20 protein-coding genes, 4 tRNA genes and 1 pseudogene are annotated in these 19231 nt (G+C 45.4%); 6 read left to right on the top strand and 19 right to left on the bottom strand.

The features are described from left to right. Positions 1-231: 231 nt before the first annotated feature. The 7 genes from ACNFN4_RS05280 to dnaB form a co-directional block, all read right to left on the bottom strand. Positions 232-304 (bottom strand) — tRNA-Phe (locus tag ACNFN4_RS05280). A gap of 36 nt (positions 305-340) precedes the next feature. Continuing rightward, positions 341-417, bottom strand: a tRNA-Asp gene (locus ACNFN4_RS05275). 84 nt (positions 418-501) lie between these two features. Next, positions 502-573 (bottom strand) — tRNA-Glu (locus ACNFN4_RS05270). 8 nt (positions 574-581) lie between these two features. Next, positions 582-657: transfer RNA gene (locus tag ACNFN4_RS05265), tRNA-Lys, on the bottom strand. Between the two features lie 202 nt (positions 658-859). Then, complete coding sequence (gene purA, locus ACNFN4_RS05260) at positions 860-2152, bottom strand: adenylosuccinate synthase (protein ID WP_004393102.1); 1293 nt, start codon at positions 2150-2152, stop codon at positions 860-862. 238 nt (positions 2153-2390) lie between these two features. After that, positions 2391-2804, bottom strand: a complete 414-nt coding sequence (locus tag ACNFN4_RS05255) for a VOC family protein (protein ID WP_020958104.1) — start codon at positions 2802-2804, stop codon at positions 2391-2393. A 117-nt stretch (positions 2805-2921) separates the two neighbouring features. Further along, positions 2922-4286: a replicative DNA helicase gene (gene dnaB / locus ACNFN4_RS05250; RefSeq protein ID WP_004393100.1), complete on the bottom strand. Its 1365-nt coding sequence runs from the start codon at positions 4284-4286 to the stop codon at positions 2922-2924. 170 nt (positions 4287-4456) lie between these two features. Here dnaB and ACNFN4_RS05245 point away from each other — a divergent pair, with 170 nt between their 5' ends. Next, positions 4457-4654 carry a DUF2188 domain-containing protein gene (locus ACNFN4_RS05245; protein WP_007407900.1) on the top strand — a complete coding sequence of 66 codons (198 nt, stop codon included), beginning with the start codon at positions 4457-4459 and terminating at the stop codon, positions 4652-4654. A gap of 30 nt (positions 4655-4684) precedes the next feature. Here ACNFN4_RS05245 and ACNFN4_RS05240 read toward each other — a convergent pair whose 3' ends face one another. Continuing rightward, on the bottom strand, positions 4685-4894 hold the full coding sequence (locus ACNFN4_RS05240) for a hypothetical protein (RefSeq protein WP_015418617.1): 210 nt from the start codon (positions 4892-4894) through the stop codon (positions 4685-4687). A gap of 118 nt (positions 4895-5012) precedes the next feature. Here ACNFN4_RS05240 and ACNFN4_RS05235 point away from each other — a divergent pair, with 118 nt between their 5' ends. Together ACNFN4_RS05235 and ACNFN4_RS05230 are read left to right on the top strand one after the other, a co-directional pair. Then, positions 5013-5156: a YycC family protein gene (locus ACNFN4_RS05235; protein WP_007407902.1), complete on the top strand. Its 144-nt coding sequence runs from the start codon at positions 5013-5015 to the stop codon at positions 5154-5156. A gap of 85 nt (positions 5157-5241) precedes the next feature. Further along, positions 5242-5492 (top strand): annotated as a pseudogene (locus tag ACNFN4_RS05230) (hypothetical protein); the annotation flags it as partial. Between the two features lie 79 nt (positions 5493-5571). Here ACNFN4_RS05230 and ACNFN4_RS05225 read toward each other — a convergent pair. The 10 genes from ACNFN4_RS05225 to ACNFN4_RS05180 all read right to left on the bottom strand — a co-directional run bounded on the left by ACNFN4_RS05225 (position 5572) and on the right by ACNFN4_RS05180 (position 15678). Next, positions 5572-6864 carry a glycosyltransferase family 4 protein gene (locus ACNFN4_RS05225; protein ID WP_020958106.1) on the bottom strand — a complete coding sequence of 431 codons (1293 nt, stop codon included), beginning with the start codon at positions 6862-6864 and terminating at the stop codon, positions 5572-5574. 22 nt (positions 6865-6886) lie between these two features. Next, on the bottom strand, positions 6887-7942 hold the full coding sequence (locus ACNFN4_RS05220; RefSeq protein WP_182072175.1) for a phosphotransferase: 1056 nt from the start codon (positions 7940-7942) through the stop codon (positions 6887-6889). Further along, the gene (locus ACNFN4_RS05215) at positions 7935-9122 is read right to left on the bottom strand and encodes a carboxylate--amine ligase (protein WP_032863864.1); all 1188 of its coding nucleotides are present in this window, start codon (positions 9120-9122) and stop codon (positions 7935-7937) included. Before ACNFN4_RS05215 ends, ACNFN4_RS05220 begins: the two co-directional genes overlap by 8 nt. Continuing rightward, positions 9112-10446, bottom strand: coding sequence for a glycosyltransferase family 4 protein (locus ACNFN4_RS05210; RefSeq protein WP_110124465.1), 1335 nt, complete (start codon positions 10444-10446; stop codon positions 9112-9114). Before ACNFN4_RS05210 ends, ACNFN4_RS05215 begins: the two co-directional genes overlap by 11 nt. Continuing rightward, entirely contained in the window at positions 10443-11099 is a 657-nt protein-coding gene (locus tag ACNFN4_RS05205; protein ID WP_038461722.1) for a PIG-L deacetylase family protein, read from the bottom strand. Before ACNFN4_RS05205 ends, ACNFN4_RS05210 begins: the two co-directional genes overlap by 4 nt. Before the next feature lie 87 nt (positions 11100-11186). Continuing rightward, a complete protein-coding gene (locus ACNFN4_RS05200; RefSeq protein ID WP_110124466.1) occupies positions 11187-11750 on the bottom strand; it encodes a kinase in 564 nt (187 codons plus the stop codon). 140 nt (positions 11751-11890) lie between these two features. Further along, positions 11891-12340, bottom strand: a complete 450-nt coding sequence (gene rplI, locus ACNFN4_RS05195; protein WP_004393063.1) for a 50S ribosomal protein L9 — start codon at positions 12338-12340, stop codon at positions 11891-11893. Next, positions 12337-14316 (bottom strand): DHH family phosphoesterase, encoded by a 1980-nt coding sequence (locus tag ACNFN4_RS05190; RefSeq protein WP_007407911.1) that lies wholly within the window; start codon positions 14314-14316, stop codon positions 12337-12339. The genes rplI and ACNFN4_RS05190 overlap by 4 nt, the downstream gene beginning before the upstream one ends. 30 nt (positions 14317-14346) lie before the next feature. After that, positions 14347-15282 (bottom strand): YybS family protein, encoded by a 936-nt coding sequence (locus tag ACNFN4_RS05185; protein WP_053285276.1) that lies wholly within the window; start codon positions 15280-15282, stop codon positions 14347-14349. A gap of 243 nt (positions 15283-15525) precedes the next feature. Further along, positions 15526-15678: a hypothetical protein gene (locus ACNFN4_RS05180; RefSeq protein ID WP_004393059.1), complete on the bottom strand. Its 153-nt coding sequence runs from the start codon at positions 15676-15678 to the stop codon at positions 15526-15528. A gap of 133 nt (positions 15679-15811) precedes the next feature. Between ACNFN4_RS05180 and ACNFN4_RS05175 the strand changes: the two genes are divergently transcribed. Further along, positions 15812-16297 carry a spore coat protein gene (locus tag ACNFN4_RS05175; RefSeq protein ID WP_029973031.1) on the top strand — a complete coding sequence of 162 codons (486 nt, stop codon included), beginning with the start codon at positions 15812-15814 and terminating at the stop codon, positions 16295-16297. A 36-nt stretch (positions 16298-16333) separates the two neighbouring features. Here the strand turns inward: ACNFN4_RS05175 and ACNFN4_RS05170 are convergent, their stop codons facing one another. Beyond that, positions 16334-16705 carry a winged helix-turn-helix transcriptional regulator gene (locus ACNFN4_RS05170; RefSeq protein WP_007615010.1) on the bottom strand — a complete coding sequence of 124 codons (372 nt, stop codon included), beginning with the start codon at positions 16703-16705 and terminating at the stop codon, positions 16334-16336. A gap of 206 nt (positions 16706-16911) precedes the next feature. Between ACNFN4_RS05170 and ACNFN4_RS05165 the strand changes: the two genes are divergently transcribed. Both ACNFN4_RS05165 and ACNFN4_RS05160 read left to right on the top strand, forming a co-directional pair. Then, the gene (locus ACNFN4_RS05165) at positions 16912-17841 is read left to right on the top strand and encodes a manganese-dependent inorganic pyrophosphatase (protein WP_004393053.1); all 930 of its coding nucleotides are present in this window, start codon (positions 16912-16914) and stop codon (positions 17839-17841) included. Between the two features lie 189 nt (positions 17842-18030). Further along, positions 18031-18942 (top strand): DMT family transporter, encoded by a 912-nt coding sequence (locus tag ACNFN4_RS05160; protein ID WP_280157171.1) that lies wholly within the window; start codon positions 18031-18033, stop codon positions 18940-18942. Positions 18943-19231 lie beyond the last annotated feature (289 nt).

Genomic DNA, 19231 nt, shown 5'->3' with positions numbered 1-19231 from the left:
TTCAGGTCAAAAGATAAAAAAATTAAAGAGAACAGCGCAAAAACGTATTGAACTGCCATCCTTTTGTCATGTTTTTTATTTTCTTTTAAAAAATAATATTTTTTTGAAACCTCACGAAAAAAACGCCGTCTAGTGTTTGACGTCTTCTTCTGGGCCGGCTGAAAAGCCGGCTCTCCCTTTTTTATAACAAAAGAAAAAACGCACCTACTATTGCAGATGCGTTTGGGTAAGTGGCTCGGGACGGAATCGAACCGCCGACACACGGATTTTCAGTCCGTTGCTCTACCAACTGAGCTACCGAGCCAGATGTTTCTTTTCTATACTATAAAGTAAAGTAAAATGGCGGTCCGGACGGGACTCGAACCCGCGACCTCCTGCGTGACAGGCAGGCATTCTAACCAACTGAACTACCGGACCTTACAGTAATTTGTCCGGAGAGCCGTATCGTGGCGGCCCTCCGAGGACAAATAAGGAGTTAGCAATAACGCTAAAGTAAATCAATGACCCGTACGGGATTCGAACCCGTGTTACCGCCGTGAAAGGGCGGTGTCTTAACCGCTTGACCAACGGGCCATAAAAAGTGGTGAGCCATGAAGGACTCGAACCTTCGACCCTCTGATTAAAAGTCAGATGCTCTACCAACTGAGCTAATGGCTCCCGATGTGTCGGATTATGTATCATAGAGCATTCAGACAAAAGCTTTCTTGCAGTACTCTATTGAAGCTGTTCCGTAACAACGAGATTTATAATATCATAGAACATTCGAAAGTGGCAACTACTTTTTTGAAAAAAATCTATTATTTTTTTCCTACATAAAAAAACAAGCCTCCGTGACCGGAGGCTTGTTTGCTGCAAATTCTTAGTTAGCGCGGTATACACTGCGGATGACGTTCGTTTGTGAACGGTCGGGACCGACAGAGAAAATAGAAAGCGGAATACCTGTCAGCTGAGATACGCGTTCCAGATAATGGCGCGCATTTTCAGGAAGATCGCTTAATGTTTTTGCGCCTGTGATATCTTCCGTCCAGCCAGGCATTTCTTCATATACCGGTTCACACTCTGCGAGAGCTTTCAGACTTGCCGGGAATTCTTCAATCACTTCACCTTTGTAGCGGTAAGCGACACAGATTTTCAATGTTTCAATGCCAGTCAGCACATCGATTGAGTTCAGAGAAAGATCTGTGATTCCGCTGACGCGGCGGGCGTGGCGGACAACAACGCTGTCAAACCAGCCGACACGGCGCGGACGGCCTGTCGTTGTGCCGTATTCGCGTCCGACTTCACGGATTTGATCCCCGATTTCATCTTTCAGCTCAGTCGGGAAAGGACCGTCACCGACACGGGTTGTGTACGCTTTAGATACACCGACGACGTGCTGGATTTTTGTCGGGCCTACGCCTGAACCGATCGTCACCCCTCCGGCGACCGGGTTGGATGAAGTGACAAACGGGTATGTCCCTTGGTCAATATCAAGCATAACCCCTTGAGCGCCTTCAAATAAAACGCGGCGGCCTTCATCCAGCGCGTCATTTAAGACGACGGATGTATCGCATACATACTTTTTAATCTGCTGGCCGTATTCATAATACTCATCCAGAATATCTTCAATTTTGAAGCCTTCTGTTTCATACATTTTTTCCAGCAGACGGTTTTTCTCTTCAAGGTTCCGTTCAAGCTTTTCTGCAAACACGTCACGATCTAGCAGGTCTGCGATCCGGATGCCGATCCGCGCCGCTTTGTCCATATAAGCAGGTCCGATGCCTTTTTTCGTTGTGCCGATCTTGTTGGCCCCTTTGCGTTCTTCCTCTACTTCATCCAGTTTCAGATGGTATGGAAGAATGACATGGGCTCTGTTGCTGATTCTCAAGTTATCCGTGCTCACATTGCGTTCATGAAGATACGCAAGCTCCGTTACGAGCGCTTTCGGATCAACAACCATTCCGTTCCCGATGACACACGCTTTTTCTTTATAAAAAATTCCTGATGGGATTAAATGAAGCTTGTACGTGACGCCATCAAACTTGATGGTATGTCCTGCATTGTTTCCGCCTTGATAACGTGCGATCACTTCTGCATTTTCTGATAGGAAATCTGTAATTTTACCTTTTCCTTCATCGCCCCACTGCGTACCTACTACGACTACTGAAGACATATATCCGTGCACCTCCGTTAACCTTTCAAAACGATATCTCATTCAAACAAATTAAGTGTATCAGTGCCGAAACAGAAAGTCAATCGTAAATCCGAACATTTAAATCTTATCAATCTATATTTGTTCGCCTTAAACATGATTAAAAGCGTTTTCTCTTTCATTTGCTATCTATTACTCCCGAAACTTTCATGCTTTAACAAGAAAAAGAACCCGTAATCAGGGTTCTTCAGACAGTCACTTATATGCCGCTTGTATTCATCAGGACGACCCGCCAGCCGTCAGGATCTTCGATGGTCACGCCTTTTTCTTCCCAGTACGGGTTTTCGGGTGCTTTCTCCTCATATCCCATCTGCTTTAATTTCGTGCTGATGCGGATGACCTCCTGCTGATCCTGGATGTAAAAGACAAGCAGGCTGTCGCCGTGCGGAACGGGCGCCGGCTGAGACGCGCCGGTTTCTTCGGTGAATTCTAAGTGATATTGCTTATGGGGCAGGCCGAACATGACGCCGCTGTAGCCCTCATGTCCGGAAAAACTGCCGACCCTCTTCAGCCCGAGGCCCTCTTCATAAAACCTGATGATTTCTTTGAGCTGTCCGGTCGGCCGGGCAATCCGGATTTGCGCCGCTTGAAATTGCGGAAATTCAATTGTCATCATCATTCCTCCCTTAATGCCATTATATAAAAGCGCTTTCTTTTTTTCGTCTGCCGAACGGACGGCATTCTCTCATTCTTTCGGATGAAAAAAAGCCTCAAGACATTGCTTGAGGCTTTACGCACCTGCCGGAACACCGCCGTCATCAAAGCGCCTTTCCAGGTTTACGAACTTATTGTATTCTTTCACAAAAGCCAGTGAGACGGTGCCCACCGGGCCGTTACGCTGTTTGGCAATAATGATTTCGATGATGTTTTTGTTTTCGGATTCTTTATCATAGTAATCATCACGATACAGGAAGGCGACGATGTCGGCATCCTGCTCAATACTTCCCGACTCACGGATATCTGACATCATCGGACGTTTATCCTGCCGCTGCTCAACACCCCGGGAGAGCTGAGACAGGGCGATGACCGGGACTTCAAGCTCCCGCGCCAGCGCTTTTAGCGCCCGTGAAATTTCCGATACCTCTTGCTGGCGGTTGTCGCTTGAACGGCCGCTTCCCTGAATGAGCTGCAAGTAGTCAATTAAAATCATGCCCAATCCGTTCTCCTGCTTCAGTCTGCGGCATTTTGAACGGATTTCGCTGACGCGGATGCCGGGGGTGTCATCTATAAAGATACCGCTGTTTGACAGACTTCCCATCGCCATCGTCAGCTTGCCCCAATCTTCTTCCGTCAGATTTCCCGTTCTGAGATTTTGGGCATTAATATTCCCTTCAGCGCAGAGCATACGCATGACAAGCTGCTCGGCACCCATCTCAAGACTGAATATCGCGACGCTCTCATCCGTTTTGGTGGCCACGTTTTGCGCAATATTTAAGGCGAATGCCGTTTTCCCCACAGACGGACGGGCCGCGACAATGATCAAATCATTCCGCTGAAACCCCGCCGTCATCCGGTCAAGCTCAATAAAACCAGTCGGAATCCCGGTAATATCGCCTTTCCGGTTGTGAAGCTGCTCAATGTTGTCGTATGTTTGCACAAGCACGTCTTTGATATTTTGGAAGGCGCCCGAATTTTTTCGCTGCGCGACCTCCATAATCGTTTTTTCCGCATCGCTTAATAAATCTTCAACTTCATCCTCGCGCGTATACCCGTCTTGAGCGATTGAGGTCGCCGTTCTAATTAAACGGCGGAGAATGGATTTTTCCTCAACGATTTTCGCGTAATATTCTATATTAGCCGCTGTCGGAACGGAATTCGCGATGTCCGTCAGGTAAGAGACGCCTCCCACCTCTTCTAACAAATCGGTATTCGCAAGCTCTGACGTTACCGTGACCAAATCAACCGGTTCACCGCGGTCTCCGAGCACGAGCATGGCATTGTAAATTTTTTGGTGTGACATTCTGTAGAAATCATCCGGAATCAACACTTCAGAAGCCAGTGTTAACGCAGACGGCTGTAAAAAAACAGCACCTAACACGGCCTGCTCAGCTTCTATGTTTTGCGGCGGCAGCCGATCATTCAGAAGGTCTGTCATGCTAAGCACCGTCCTCTCCTTAAAAAATATCCAAACTCCATTTTACCATTTCTCAAGAAAAAGAATAGAAAAACATCACTTTCCCTGTATTTGTCAAACAGCGGCTGCGTGTTTCGCCATTCCGAATGCCGGGAAACAAATAAATAAATCGAAACCAGGAGGTAAGAAGGATGAAAACATATGCAGTAACACCCAGTGTTGATGCGGACGGATGGTTTGTGAAGGTGGAAAATGTGGCGCCGACGGCTCTTTATACATCAAAGGACGCGGCGATCGAGAAAGCGGAGCAGACGGCTAAAGAGAACAGCCCGTCTAAGCTTGTCATTTATGATCAGCATAAAAACATTGAAGAAGAACGGTCCTTTTAAGAAAAGCCTTCGCCCGAGCGAGGGCTTTTCTTATTCGATGAAACGGATGTGCAGCACCGTCTGCGCCATGAGATCGGCCGTTTTTTGATACAGCTCCCATTCTTCACAGGCGGCGAATACTTTCATCATGTCCTGCAATGTCTGTTTCAGTATAATAAATTCGTCAATTGTCCGCAGTTCTGCGGCTTTTTTCTGATAATCAGCCAGCTTCAGCTGTAATAACATCAATGGCGATTGCATAAAAAACCTCCCCCATTCTGTTATAAAGCCCCGCTTTTCAAACCTCCATTCCTTTGTCATATCCTCTTACGATAGATTTCTGATTTTAGTACAATAAAGAAACGGAAGGAGTGATCACATGAAACCGCTGCAAATTTCCGCCGAAACGGCGCAAAAGCTCGCAGAATCACTGAATATGCCGCTTGAGAGAATCATGCACATGCCTCAGCACATTCTGCTTGCCAAATTAGCTGAAGTCCAAAAAGAGAACGATCACAAATAAAGGCTGCTCTCTCATATATATGTGCGGGAGGCGGAAGCGATGGCTTTCCGCCTCTTTTTTTGTGAAGAAAATTTTGGCAAAACATTCTTTGAACGGAACCGATCCGATTTTAACCGTCTCACAGCTGAAAAAACTTGTTGACGAAGGAAAAGTGAAATATTTCTTATTATCCGGAAACAATTCAGGCAACACAAAGCTTGTCTCATGGATGAAAAAGAACGGACAAAAATCTCAGCTGACCAATACAGCACCGGAAAAACAAGCTCAGCCCGGCAAGGAATGACAGGCGGCCCGGGCGGACAAAGTCAGCAGACTCTGTATGAGATGAAAAAATAGTTCGGAAAGAGGCTGGATAGTTAAACGCCGGCCTCTTTATTTTGCTCTTGAAGCACCTGCCATGCGGCGCCGGTATCATTCAGAAAAATGATTGATAAATACTTTCTATTTTTGAAACCATCAGTTCCTGACGCAGATGCCGGCCGGCATAGGAGCGCGCTTCTTTTCCAAGCCGTTCCCTGAGAGACTGATCCGTAATCAGCATTACGAGAGCATCAGCAAGTTCGCGGCTGTTGCCGGGCTGACAAATAAGCCCTGTGGCCTCATGCCGGATCATCTCAGGGATTCCTCCGCAGTCAGTTGCGACAATGGCTTGACCTGAGAACATCGCTTCGATGATCGCTATAGGGAAATTATCATTCAATGTCGGCAGGACAAATATAGATGATTCAGCCAAAAGCGCCGGCACATCACGTCGTTTTCCGAGGAAAAACACATTTGAGAGGCCCAGTTTCCGTCTCTTCTCTTCCAGAAACCCTCTCATGTTTCCGTCTCCGATGATCCATATATCAACTCCGGATAAATGGTGCCGGATGCGGGCGAGAGCGTCCAGCATCACATCATGTCCTTTTCGCTCGGTCAGACGGGAAACGCACGCAATCACGAGCTTTTCAGCACGTTTTGACTCAGGGGCATCCTGAATGTCAATGCCGGTATGAACAGTCTTCAGCTGAGCCTCCTTCGCTCCGTACTCCAGCAAAGGCTCGTGAAAGGAGTCGCTGATTGTAATGATTTTATCCGAAGCTTGAATACCCTGCCTTTCTATTTCACTGAAATATGCCTCTTCTATTGAACCCTTTTGGATTTTATGAAACTTCATCCGGCTTTTCGTAAAATGTCCGTGCGGCGTGAAAAAAAGAGGACGCTGGTACGTTTGATTAAGGTATCCCAGCAAAAATACCGCAAATAAATCCTGCGCGTGAAACAGGTCATATTGTTCTAAGTCTTTCTCCTTCAAAAATCTTTGAAAGACATGTAAATAGCTGAGATTCTTCACAAACTTTTCATTTGCGGCGCCGTATCTGCCAACAAGAAACGCTCTGATCTCGTCAGCGGCCCGCGGGATATCTTCCTGAAAAAAAGTTGGCGGCATTTGGAGCGGCGAGATGACATCCGCCTGATGACCGATGCGCTCAAAACCCGTCTTAATTGATGTGATATAACTCGCCAACCCTCCGACATTCGGGTAACGGAGAAAGGTTGCGTACAGAATACGCAATGGCTTTTTTCGTTTGGGGGAGCTTTTTCCTTCCGCACAGAACGAATACAGCATCTCTGGCTCACCTTGATGTTCGATCCCGTAAAATTGATCCATGACGCGCAATAAGGCTAGAGGCACCAGACCGTTCGGCTTGCCGATCTCTTCTTTCACATCCGCTCCCCCTCTCTCAAACTTATAATCCTAATTCCCGTCCCCATTTTGACACTTTGTCAACATGATACGGCAGCAGTTCCCCTCCCCGATTGTCGAAGATTCTCCGCAATTGGGTATGAAGCCCTTTTTCAAGTGTTCTCTGCAAATAAGCCATTTTATAAAGCGTCATAGGAGGGGTCTGAAAATGAATGCCCCGCTTTTTCATTTCTTTCGTATACACTTTTACGCAATACGTACGAATATCTTCTGCGTGCCGGCTCCAATCTTTTCTGAAGCCAAGCAGAATTTCAACCAGCACCGTCATATCAAACCAAACCGGCGCGTATTTTGCTGATTCCCAATCGATGAATTGAATATCCCACGGTTCATGTCCGGACGCATCGTGGGTGCAGATATTTTGCATATGAAGATCACCGTGTGTGATGGCTGAGCCGTTTTGTATCAATTCAGGGGAAAAATTCGGCTCCTTCTGCTCAAGCAAGTTTGTGATTTGCCGATAATGAGGCTTCACGATATCTTTTGTGCGCTCATCTTTAAGCGCTCTATCCAATAATTCCGCTGTCTTTTTGATCTGCTTTTTACGCCCTTTTCTCATGGTTTCCGATTCATATACCGGCAGCCACGACCGCCATTTACCGTCAGAAATATTCTTGTTTTCAAAGGTGCGGCTGTGCAGTTCTGCGACAGACGGAATAATATACTTGAAATGCTTCGGGTGAAATGTAAGCTGTCCCCTGATCTGGCTGACAAACTCCATAAATATCCACGTTTCATGGTCACTTTCTTCTATAAGATAGATATCCGGCAGCAAATCCCCTAAAACAGAACGGGCTTTCCCGTATATATTAATCTCGATCTTGTTTTTTTCACGGGAAGATTTATACACCTTCAATATCAGCGGAACAGTTCCGGATTTTTTCTTTACAAACAGTTTATAAATGGAGCTTCTGTCTGTTGATTTCAGACAAGTGATGTCATCCGGATTCACCGCAGCCCTTTCACCGAACGAATACGACAGTTTTTCGTCAATTCTCAGTTTTTGAAATGCGCCATACAAAATCTCCTTTTCATACATGCCGATCTTCCTTCCGCTTCCGTTTCCAGCTGTTTTTGAGATGAGACCAAGTGTTTCTGATAAATGGCATCGGGTCATTCCAAGCAAAAAGAGCGTACTCTTTTTTTCCTTTACACCCTTTCCAAAAATCCCGGAACGTCATTTCTCCTCTTTTTCGTTTCTTCAAAAACGTTAAGAAATAACGCACCTCATAAATCCAGTTGATTCCGTCTTTTTGTTCGAGCTGGGGCTTCACATGCTGTCCGGTCAAATACAGATAGTACATGTAAACGAAATGAACGCCTGCCGGTTCTGTCAGGCTATGGCTGAGCCAAAAGCGCGGATTAATTTCGATAAACTTGTAAACATTGTCCCGGGGATCCTTTTTAAATTCCGCCATGCCTACTCCCTTCAGCTGAATCGCTTCAAAAAACGGCAGGGTCTTCTTGATTAAATCAGGAAGCCGTTTGCTGACGACGTGGGCCCCCGCGCCAAAATCAGCAGGGAATTGATGGTTCTTTTGCAGAGAGAATAGGCCCATTAATTTCATTTGGTCATCATAAAAAGTGGCGACTTTATAAAAACACTGGTTGTCTCCGGGGATGATCTCCTGCACGAGCAGTTCTCCATTTTCTCTGTAGGAGCTGAACTCCTTGCGCAATTGTGCTGCATCCTTCATTACAATTGCTTTTTTGTTTACTTTTTTTCTGTATTCATGGCCGGCCACCGGTTTTAAAATACACGGGAAATCAATATTGGCGATGGCCTCTTCCAGCTCATCCTGGTTGTTCGGAAAAAAGGTTTTCGGGCAGGGGATGTGATGCTTGACCGCTAATTCATATGCTTTGCTTTTATCTAAGACCGTTTCTAACAGAGAGTGGCTCGGGAGCAAAAATAAAAAAAAACCGGCTAATGTCTCGCGGAATTTAGATATAAATCCCGCATAATCATCAGAACCTGCGTACAGAACCGGCTTTGCTTGGAATCGCTTCCCGAAATCAGTCAGAAATGTCAGCAGTTCTTCCTCTTCTGTTAAAGGGCTGGGACATATCCCGCAATCTGCCAATCTTGATTTTCCGATACGATAAGGTCCCTCCGTGTCAAACGCGTAAACATCGATTCCTCTTCGGGCAAGACTGCGAATGATCCCAATCCCGTTTGCACTGAAATCAAGTACAACGGCTGCATGTTCATGTTTCATGATCTCCCTCCGAGCTGTTGGTATTTTGATAAATCGATTCGATATTTTTTATCATCGTCTCACTGCTTAAATATTTCTCCGCGTAGGCCTTTGCGTTTGAAGCAGCCTTCTCCCGCGCAGATTTGTTAGAGATAAAAAACGCTAAAGCCCGGGCAAGAACCTTTGCATTTCCCGGCTCGACAATAAGTCCCGTTTTGTTATGGCGGATCAGATCCGGAATACCCCCGCAATCGGTCGCGATGATAGCCGATCCGCTGAACATCGCTTCAATAATCGAAATCGGCAGACTATCATTAATGGTCGGCAGTACGAATATGTCCGTCATATTCAAAATAGCGGGAACATCATCTCTTTTTCCTAAAAAGGAGACCATAGATAGATTCAGTTTTCGAGCCTGTTCCTCTAAGGCGCTCCTCATCTCTCCGTCGCCCGCGATCAGCACTTCAACATGTTCAAGCAGATCAGACGGAATTCTTGAAAGTGCGTCAAGCAAATGATTATGTCCTTTTCTCGGGCCTAATCTTGCAATACACGCGATGATGATCTTATTTTTCGGTATCGGGGTTTTTCTTTTCCCGCCTGTTTTTGCATCGTAATCGATTCCTGTGATCACCGTTGCCATGTCTTCCTGTTCGGCTCCGAGCTTCATGAGCGGGCTGCGGAACGTATCGCTGATAATAATCAGGCGATCTGCGTATTCAATGGCTTTCATCTCTAGTTTTTTATAATAAAACTCTTCTACCGATCCTTTTTTAAAGATGTGAAATTTAAGTCTGTTGAAAGTAAACATGCCATGCGGTGTAAAAAATAAAGGTTTCTTATAGATTTGATTGAACCTGCCTAATATGTTGGCTGTAAATAAATCTTGAGCATGAAACACATCATATTTTTCCAAATGAATCTTTTGAAGCATTTGCTCGTATATAAACATCAGCCGATTATTCTTCAAAATATGATCACTGTAATCCCCGTATCTGTCACTAAAGAAATCTTTTAATTTCGGAACAACATCCGCCCGCAATTCTTTTACCTGTGCGGAAGGAAACTGATTGGGGGATATGACATCCACCTTATGACCTCTTTTTTTCAGTCCTTCACTAAGCGTTTTAATATAGTTTGATAAACCGCCCGTGTGCGGGTAGTCCCAAAACGTGGCAATCAAAATGGATAACTTCTGTTTTTTTCCGTATAATCGCGGAATATGATGTGCATGTTTCATCTGAGTCTTTACTGCCGTCTTTTTTTGCGGGCGCGCTTTGACTCCGTAGTAGCGGTCAAGCGTCTGAACCATATACGGATACGGGACGGAAAATGTCTTGATCATTTCCAGATCCTCCGCACGACTTCAAAAGCTTCGGCGTATTCCACACCCGCCGTCATCCCTCTGACTTTTCCTAAATGTGTAACGCCTTCATATGAACGGGGATGAGGGTAATCCCTCATTTCTACGTCATAGTGGTGAAGCGCCGCGAGTTTGGCATCCATTGTGTCTGTGATGTTAACGAAGTAATTAGGCTTGAAGAGTTTATCAGCCGTATTCCTCTCCCACTCGCTTGAAGATAGCGTTTCGAACGTAAGCAGTTCGATAGGCTTTTGATTCGGAAGCGGTCTGGCGGCTGTTAAAACTGCTTGGAATGTTCTCTGGTGGTCCATATTGACATCGCCGTAATGATGTGTAAAGATTTTTTCAGGCTGATAGACGCGAATGAGCTGCTCTAATTCTTTGACAAGCTTATGAAGAGGGATACATTCCAGCTCTAAATTCGTATGCTCCAAAAAGATGACTTTCTCAATTCCAAGCTCTTGATTCGCGCGTTCGCCTAATTGTTTAATATGATGAGCTTCTTCTTTTCTTCCTAATGCCGTAATAATGGAAATCACTTTATATCCTTCATTGATCAGCCGTTTTATGGTGCCCGCTGATCCCAATAGTTCATCGTCGGGATGAGCGCCGATAACCATAATATATTCTCCCATTTTTTCCACACTCCACCAAACAAATGTTACAAATATCATATGACGACCCTAAAAAAAGGAAACTTACATATGCGGATTTTCAGAAACTTACAATTCCCTTCGCCATTCCCGGTAGCGTGACGGATTTAATTTTTTTATGGTGTTCAAAAACTCATCCGCCAAGCCGTATTTGTCCAGTCCTTTTAATAGTTTTACGGGAACTCGGGTAACGGTCGAAAAGGCTCTTTTATGGTCGATCACTTTAAGTTCACCTTGTTCGTTGATCAGAATATGCCTGATTTCGGCATCCCATCTGGCAAAACCGATATCTTTTAATTCATCCAGCATGTTTAAAATATCAGCTGTCAGTTTGACGGACAGGGATTTTTCTTTTTTGATATGGCGCGCAAGGGAGGTGCCTTTGACGTATTCCATCACAATATAATGATCTCCGTATTCATACAGTTTCGGGATCACCGGCGAACCATATCCGAGCTGTAAAGCTTCCAATTCCTTCTTACATGTCTCTTTTTTAAAAAAATATTTTACGCATTTGTTGTGTGTTAAGCGATAGACCTCCCCGTCTTTTCCGTCTCCGATCAGCGAATAGTGTTTCAGCGCTTTTTTATTCTCCGGATAATTAAAATATGTTTCAGAAAAAAATCGTTTCATACCGACACATCCTTCGTCATGATGTAATATAATATTCAATCCGTAACGATCGGAAATGAAACATTCTCCTCATTTTCTTGCGCTGCGCCGTCTGCTGACATGAAAAAAACCCGCCGGATCGGCGGGTTTTTCATTGTGTATTACGCTTCTTCTTTTACGTGAACCTTCAGCACAGCCTGAACTTCAGGGTGCAGCTTTACAGGAACGTTTGTATATCCCAGTGTGCGGATACCGTCTTGGAGCTCCAGTTTCCGTTTATCCACTTTAATCTTATGCGTTTTTTGCAGCGCTTCTGCAATCTGTTTGCTTGTGACAGATCCGAATAGACGGCCGCCTTCACCGGATTTGGCACTCAGCTCAACAGTCAGCTGTTCAAGCGTTTCTTTCAAATCTTTCGCTCTTTCAAGCTCGGCAATCGCTTCTTTTTTCTCTTTTTCTTTCTGTCCTTTCAATGCGCTGATGTTTGTCGCATTTGCTTCGACAGCGAGGCCTTTTTTAATGAGAAAGTTATGTGCATAACCGTCTGCTACGTTTTTCATTTCGCCTTTTTTTCCTTTACCTTTTACATCTTGTAAGAAAATAACCTTCATCTCTGAACGCCTCCCTCAAAATATTCATCAATGGCTTCCTTCAGCCGGACGAGCGCTTCTGAGACAGAAATGCCCGATAACTGGGTTGCCGCATTGGTTAAATGCCCTCCGCCATCCAGCGCCTCCATAATAATCTGCACATTGACCTCGCCCAGCGATCTCGCACTGATGCACACCGTATGCTCATCCCGTCTGGCTACCGCAAATGAAGCTTCCACTTCACTCATTGATAAGAGGGAATCAGCCGCCTGCGCAATCAGCACCTGGTCAAAGTACTCCTCTTCGTTCTCAGGAAGAGAAGCAATCGCGATATGTTCTTTATAAAGAGACGTATGCTGGATCAGTTTCGCCCGCTTGATATAAGAACCGACGGATTCTTTGAGAACTTTCTGCACCAGAACCGTATCTGCGCCTTTCGCTCTCAAATAAGAAGCGGCGTCGAACGTCCGCGAGCCCGTGCGAAGGGAAAAGCTCTTCGTATCCACTATTATACCAGCTAACAGGGCCGTCGCTTCAATCATATTGATTTTGAGCCGCTTCGGCTGGTATTCAAGCAGCTCTGTCACGAGTTCTGCGGTGGATGAAGCGTATGGCTCCATATAAACGAGCAGCGGGTCTTTAATAAATTCCTCGCCTCTGCGGTGGTGGTCAATCACAACGATGTGCTCGATTTTGTTCACGAGGCGCTCTTCCATCACAAGGGACGGTTTATGTGTATCAACGACGACAAGTAGCGTGTCATCATTTGAAATTTCCATCGCCTCTTCCGGCGTGATGAACCGCGACCACAGCTCTTCATATTTTTTAATTTCTTCAATCAGGCGCTGAACGCTTGATCCGATCTGGTTCGGATCAATGACGATGTAGCCTTCTTTGCCGTTGGCCTGCGCCACCTTCAATATTCCGATTGCGGCTCCGACCGCGTCCATATCAGGAAATTTGTGCCCCATGATAATGACATTGCTGCTTTCTGAGACAATCTCCTTGAGCGCGTGAGAAATCACCCGGGCGCGCACCCTTGTGCGCTTCTCCATCGGATTTGTTTTGCCGCCGTAAAATTTCACCTTGCCGTTCGGCATTTTGATCGCCACTTGGTCGCCTCCGCGGCCGAGAGCCAAATCGAGGCTGGACTGCGCCAGATCTCCAAGCTCCTTCAAGGAAGAAACCGATGCGCCGATCCCGATGCTGAGGGTCAAAGATACAGTGTGAACGGATGTTTTTTCTCGAATTTCATCCAAAATCGAAAATTTCGCGTTTTCAAGCTCCGTTAAAATGTGTTCATTTAACACCGCGATAAACCGCTCCGAAGACGTCCGTTTCAGGAAAATGCCGTACTCCTGCGCCCACGCATTTAATAATGAGGTGACCTGGCTGTTCATCGTGCTTCTCGTTTGGTCGTCCAGCCCCTGTGTGACGTCATCATAGTTATCTAAGAAGATATATGCCAGCACGGTTCTCTCATTTTCGTACTGCTTTTCAATCTGAATCTGTTCTGTCACATCAAAGAAATAAAGCAGGCGCTCATCTCTTTTAATCACTACTTTAAACTTCCGCTCATTCAAGGTGATCGTTTCCGAATCGACCTCCTGCTTGATCAGCGGCACGACGGCCTCGCATGTGTCATACAGCGAGCGTCCGACGAGCGTGCTTTCATTAAAACAGGAAGACAAAAACGGATTCGCCCACTCAATGTAATATTGATCATTAAACAGCATAATCCCGATAGGCATTTCCATTAATGCCTCTTCGCCTACTTTTTTCAATCTATACGATAACGTGGAGATATAATCGTCAATTTCTTTTCTGATCAGAGAATCCGCACGCTTAATGAAAAACAAGATCACGGCGAGCAGCACAACGCCGATGGCTCCTATCAGCCAGTTAAAGTAAATGCTGATGAGGATTATGATGATTGACAATGCAATCAATGCATAGATGGGATACCGAAACAACGGTTTTTCATAAAAACTAGGCATTTCTATCAACTCCCCACCTGTAAGTCACACTCAATTTCGCGTCACCTTATTTCTTATGTTAAAGCCTATGTCAATGATGCCTAAGAGGAGATACACGGACAAGATGAGCGGAAAAAGCACCCCCAGCACAATTGCTAATACAGGAACGGCTTTCGGCATCTCCATTTCGCGGCAATAGAAAAAAATAAACGCTAATCCTTGAATACAAATCAGCAAGCTGAGAATAAATCCCCCATTCAATGAAACCGAATACAGCATATGCCCTTTTTCTAAAGGCAGAAACCCTAATATCGTCACAATAAAATACAGAATGACAACGCTTTGCGGGAGTTTGAGCTCTCTAAAAGGCTTCATCTTCGGAAGATCAGGGGAAAATCGCCGTAAAAGCGGCCTTGCCATCGCATAACTGAGGAAAGAAAAAACGATGCCGGTCAATACGAGCACTGTCGGAAAAAGATATTGAACCGTGCTCAGCTGACTTTCCATCAGCTTGATCTGCTTCCCGAACTGGTCTCCATAACCGAGTTGCTTTGACATGGTTTCTGCTAAAGACAGCGACTCCCGAAGCTGGGACATGGTGGTATCAACCACATTCATGTTAAGGAACACGATGCTGACCACAAAAAAAACGACGCCGCACAGCACATACGCCATAGCGCCGGCAGCAACCGCATAGCCGGGCTGTTTCTTTTTAAAATAATATCCCATGGCGATTCCCGTATAGGCTGCCGTAAAAGCGCCTGTAAGCCCGGTAAACGAACCTACAATAAAGCTGACAGGAAGGCTGGCAAGCCCCATCCATACCCCGGGCTTCAGACCGTGCCGAATGGTGTAAAGAATGATCGGCAGCGGCAAAGCAAAGAGAAGAATTGCCCCCAGTAAAGGGAGGTACACGACCAAAAGGGAAATGATTGCAAAAATACTGATCAAAATGGCGCCTTCTAATAGAGCCCTTGTATTTTTCACTTACTCACCTCAAACCTTGTATCATTCGAACATACGAATAGAAAAGAGCAGCTTAGACGACTGCTCTTTTGACGCCGCAATGTCTCTTTCAAGACCTGAATTTTCCATAAACTCTCCAAAATACACGTATATATTTTAACATAAGTCGAAATCGCAAGTAAAATGAGCGCGGACAGCCGCAATGTTCCATGTGAAACATGAAAACAGACAAACGGACATCCCAGTGAAAGAATGCCCGTTGTATCAGTGATCCTGATCATCCATGAAACCAGAAGTATCTCTGTTTTTCTTTTTGGTTTTTCGTACATATAACAAGACGATAACGATAAGTAAGAGAGTGGTCGCCTGCAAAACCCCGCTGCTGAAAAGGAAGAAGTTCTTTATCATGTCCCACATATAGTTTCACCTCTATTTCGTATTTCCTTTACATTGAGTTTCCCTTTCTGGAAACTTCAAAACATCAGGAACAACATCGGGACCGGGGCATATGCTGAAAGTGAAAATGAAGGATAAAGGAGATTCTTACACCATGACTGAGCGGAGAACATTAGCATGGCATGAAACGTTAGAACTGCATGAGTTAGTAGCTTTCCAGGCAAACGGACTTGTGAAATTAAAAAGAACAGAGCGGGACGTAAACGATGCCAGATTAAAACAGCTTTACAGATTTTCCATCCATTCGCTGGAACAAAATCTGCGTGAACTGCTTCCTTTCTTCCCTGAAGCTCCCGCTTTTCGTGAGGATGAAACAGAAGAGCGCGCTGATTCCTCCTTTTACAGCGGCGGCCTGCTGATCATGGCCAAAACGTCTGTCCGCAATTACGCCGTAGCCATTACAGAGACGGCCACACCTCAATTAAGACACGTCTTCGTCAAGCACTTAAACGCGGCCATCAAGTGGCATCAAATGGTCTTTGAGTATATGGAAGAACGCGGACAATATCCGGCTTATAACCTGAGCGAATTGCTGAAGAATGACGTGCGCAACGCCAGAAAGGCCATCGCGATGAAATAAAAAAAAGCAGCAAGGAATTTAATCCTTTGCTGCTTCTTATTTTTGAGCGGATTGATCTTGAGGAGACGTTTTTTCGCGGTATGCCTCGAGAAACTCCCGGTTGGCATCTCCCCATTTCTTCATTTGCAAAACGATCGGTTCCAGCGACCTGCCGAATTCGGTGAGTGAATACTCCACCTTTGGAGGCACCTGCTGATATACCTCGCGATGCACGATGCCGTCCGCCTCGAGCTCGCGAAGCTGAAGCGTCAGCATACGCTGCGTAATGCTGGGGCAAATGCGCCGAAACTCATTAAACCGCTTTTTTCCGCCGATCATATGATAAAACAAAATACCCTTCCACTTTCCGCCGATAACGGAAAGCGTCAGTTCAACCGGACAACCTTCTTTATTCGGATATATGTTCATTTTTCATCCTCCATAGTACCTTTTTTGATACTATATGCTGATTAGCATCTGACTTACCCAGTATTTTACTCGCAACCCTCCCCAACTCTCAACAAAAATGCTTCTTTTTCACATCAATTTTTAAGGTTTTGAAGATTACACCCTCCGCAAGACGTGTTAAACTATAAAAAGATTGTTTACACTACAAAAAAGGACAAGGAGTTATTATGGAAAAAATTCTTATTTTCGGACATCAAAACCCAGACACAGATACCATTTGCTCTGCCATTGCCTACGCTGATCTAAAAAATAAACTCGGCTTCAATGCTGAGCCCGTCCGCCTCGGACAAGTCAACGGCGAAACACAATACGCGCTTGATTATTTCAAGCAGGAAAGCCCGCGTTTGGTGGAAACAGCCGCAAACGAAGTAAACGGCGTCATCCTTGTTGATCACAATGAACGCCAGCAAAGCATCAAGGATATCGAAGACGTTCAGGTTCTTGAAGTTATCGACCACCACCGTATCGCCAACTTCGAAACAGCGGAACCTCTTTACTACCGTGCTGAGCCGGTCGGCTGTACGGCTACGATCTTAAACAAAATGTACAAAGAAAATAACGTGAAAATCGAGAAAGAAATTGCGGGCCTCATGCTGTCAGCAATCATTTCCGACTCTCTGTTATTTAAATCTCCGACTTGCACGGAGCAAGATATCGCAGCGGCAAAAGAGCTTGCTGAAATTGCCGGCGTAGATGCGGAAGAGTACGGCTTAAACATGCTGAAAGCGGGCGCCGACTTAAGCAAAAAAACGGTGGAAGAACTGATTTCTCTTGATGCGAAAGAGTTCACGCTCGGCAGCAAAAAAGTCGAAATCGCCCAAGTCAACACAGTTGATATTGAAGATGTGAAAAAGCGGCAGCCGGAATTAGAAGCGGCTCTTTCAAAAGTAATTGCTGAGAAGAACCTTGACTTGTTCCTTCTCGTGATTACGGATATTCTGGAAAACGATTCCCTTGCGCTTGCCATCGGTGATCAAGCGTCAAAAGTGGAAAAAGCATTCAACGTGACTTTAGAAAACAACACGGCTCTTTTAAAAGGCGTCGTATCCAGAAAAAAACAAGTCGTTCCTGTTTTAACAGACGCGATTGCAGAATAACCAAAACACCCCGGAAACCCGCCGGGGTGTTTTTTTATTGCTCATTCATCAGACGGCCGTTTCGTAAGCGCCTTCTCCGAAAATCATTTTGACGTAATTTGATATGCAATATATAATATATCACATGAAAGGCGTTTGTTTTCCTAATTATTGTAAGTCAATATCACAACATCAGAATCGGGGGGGTCTATCCTGGAAAAACACGCTGCTCTTTCTTATTCACGAACAACAGGCATTTGGCTTGTGCTGACAGGAGCTATCTTATGGGGGGTCTCGGGAACTGTTGCCCAGTATCTGTTCCAGCACCGCCATTTTAATACAGAATGGCTGACTTCGGTGCGCCTTCTGGTGTCAGGGGCGCTTCTGCTCGGCATCGCGTACCGCAAAGAAAAAGGACGGATATGGGCTGTTTGGAAAGACAAACGGGACAGAATTCCCCTTCTTTTATTCGGGGTTTTCGGAATGTTAGGCGTTCAATACACCTACTTCGCGGCAATTGAGTACGGCAACGCGGCCGCTGCTACCGTTCTTCAGTATTTAGGGCCAGCGATCATTACATGCTTTTTAGCGATTCGCGCAAAGAGAATTCCTTCAGCAAAAGAGCTTCTCGCCGTCTTATTGGCGGTTGCCGGCACATTCATTTTGGTCACGCACGGGAATGTCGGAAGCCTGTCCATATCCGGTCTGGCTGTCTTTTGGGGCATCAGTTCGGCGTTTGCACTGGCGTTTTACACCCTTCAGCCGCATCGTCTGCTGAAGAAATGGGGATCGGCCATTATTGTCGGATGGGGCATGCTGATCGGCGGAGCCGCCCTCAGCTTGATCCGCCCGCCCTGGAAATTTGAAGGCGAGTGGTCCTTGCCGGCATATGCCGCGATTGTGTTTATCATCATTTTCGGGACGCTCATCGCTTTTTATTGCTACTTGGAAAGCCTGAAATATCTGAGTGCCTCTGAAACCAGCCTGCTCGCCTGTGCGGAGCCGCTGTCGGCAGCTTTTTTAGCTGTTATCTGGCTGCATGTTCCCTTCGGAATATCAGAATGGCTGGGTACTTTGCTGATTTTAGCCACCATCGCTTTATTATCTATCAAGAAAAAATAACCTCTCTTTTTTAGAGAGGTTTTTTCCCAGGCTCAGAGCACACCTTAGTCTCAATTACCCATAAATTAAAAGGTCTTTTTTCATTTTACTATCATCCAAAAGAGGAAAATAGACCAGTTGTCAATAGAATCAGACTCTAATAGAATGATGTCGACAAGTAAATCATGCAGGATTGTTACTGATAAAGCAGGCAAGACCTAAAATGTGTTAAGGGCAAAGTGTATTCTTTGGCGTCACCCCTTACATATTTTAGGTCTTTTTTCTGTAACAAACCTGCCATCCATGGATG

The organism is Bacillus sp. N1(2025), from assembly GCF_053470005.1.
This window is presented reverse-complemented; position numbering and strand designations above follow the sequence as displayed.

Excerpts from the sequence above, each read along its gene's own strand:
- ACNFN4_RS05180 (WP_004393059.1), bottom strand. The coding sequence starts at position 15,678 with ATGTGGGACATGATAAAGAACTTCTTCCTTTTCAGCAGCGGGGTTTTG.
- purA (WP_004393102.1), bottom strand. The coding sequence starts at position 2,152 with ATGTCTTCAGTAGTCGTAGTAGGTACGCAGTGGGGCGATGAAGGAAAA.
- ACNFN4_RS05255 (WP_020958104.1), bottom strand. The coding sequence starts at position 2,804 with ATGACAATTGAATTTCCGCAATTTCAAGCGGCGCAAATCCGGATTGCC.
- ACNFN4_RS05170 (WP_007615010.1), bottom strand. The coding sequence starts at position 16,705 with ATGAACATATATCCGAATAAAGAAGGTTGTCCGGTTGAACTGACGCTT.
- ACNFN4_RS05190 (WP_007407911.1), bottom strand. The coding sequence starts at position 14,316 with ATGCCTAGTTTTTATGAAAAACCGTTGTTTCGGTATCCCATCTATGCA.
- ACNFN4_RS05175 (WP_029973031.1), top strand. The coding sequence starts at position 15,812 with ATGACTGAGCGGAGAACATTAGCATGGCATGAAACGTTAGAACTGCAT.
- rplI (WP_004393063.1), bottom strand. The coding sequence starts at position 12,340 with ATGAAGGTTATTTTCTTACAAGATGTAAAAGGTAAAGGAAAAAAAGGC.
- ACNFN4_RS05215 (WP_032863864.1), bottom strand. The coding sequence starts at position 9,122 with ATGAAACATGAACATGCAGCCGTTGTACTTGATTTCAGTGCAAACGGG.
- ACNFN4_RS05200 (WP_110124466.1), bottom strand. The coding sequence starts at position 11,750 with ATGAAACGATTTTTTTCTGAAACATATTTTAATTATCCGGAGAATAAA.
- ACNFN4_RS05205 (WP_038461722.1), bottom strand. The coding sequence starts at position 11,099 with ATGGGAGAATATATTATGGTTATCGGCGCTCATCCCGACGATGAACTA.
- dnaB (WP_004393100.1), bottom strand. The coding sequence starts at position 4,286 with ATGACAGACCTTCTGAATGATCGGCTGCCGCCGCAAAACATAGAAGCT.
- ACNFN4_RS05210 (WP_110124465.1), bottom strand. The coding sequence starts at position 10,446 with ATGATCAAGACATTTTCCGTCCCGTATCCGTATATGGTTCAGACGCTT.
- ACNFN4_RS05165 (WP_004393053.1), top strand. The coding sequence starts at position 16,912 with ATGGAAAAAATTCTTATTTTCGGACATCAAAACCCAGACACAGATACC.
- ACNFN4_RS05235 (WP_007407902.1), top strand. The coding sequence starts at position 5,013 with ATGAAACCGCTGCAAATTTCCGCCGAAACGGCGCAAAAGCTCGCAGAA.
- ACNFN4_RS05220 (WP_182072175.1), bottom strand. The coding sequence starts at position 7,942 with ATGTATGAAAAGGAGATTTTGTATGGCGCATTTCAAAAACTGAGAATT.
- ACNFN4_RS05240 (WP_015418617.1), bottom strand. The coding sequence starts at position 4,894 with ATGCAATCGCCATTGATGTTATTACAGCTGAAGCTGGCTGATTATCAG.
- ACNFN4_RS05245 (WP_007407900.1), top strand. The coding sequence starts at position 4,457 with ATGAAAACATATGCAGTAACACCCAGTGTTGATGCGGACGGATGGTTT.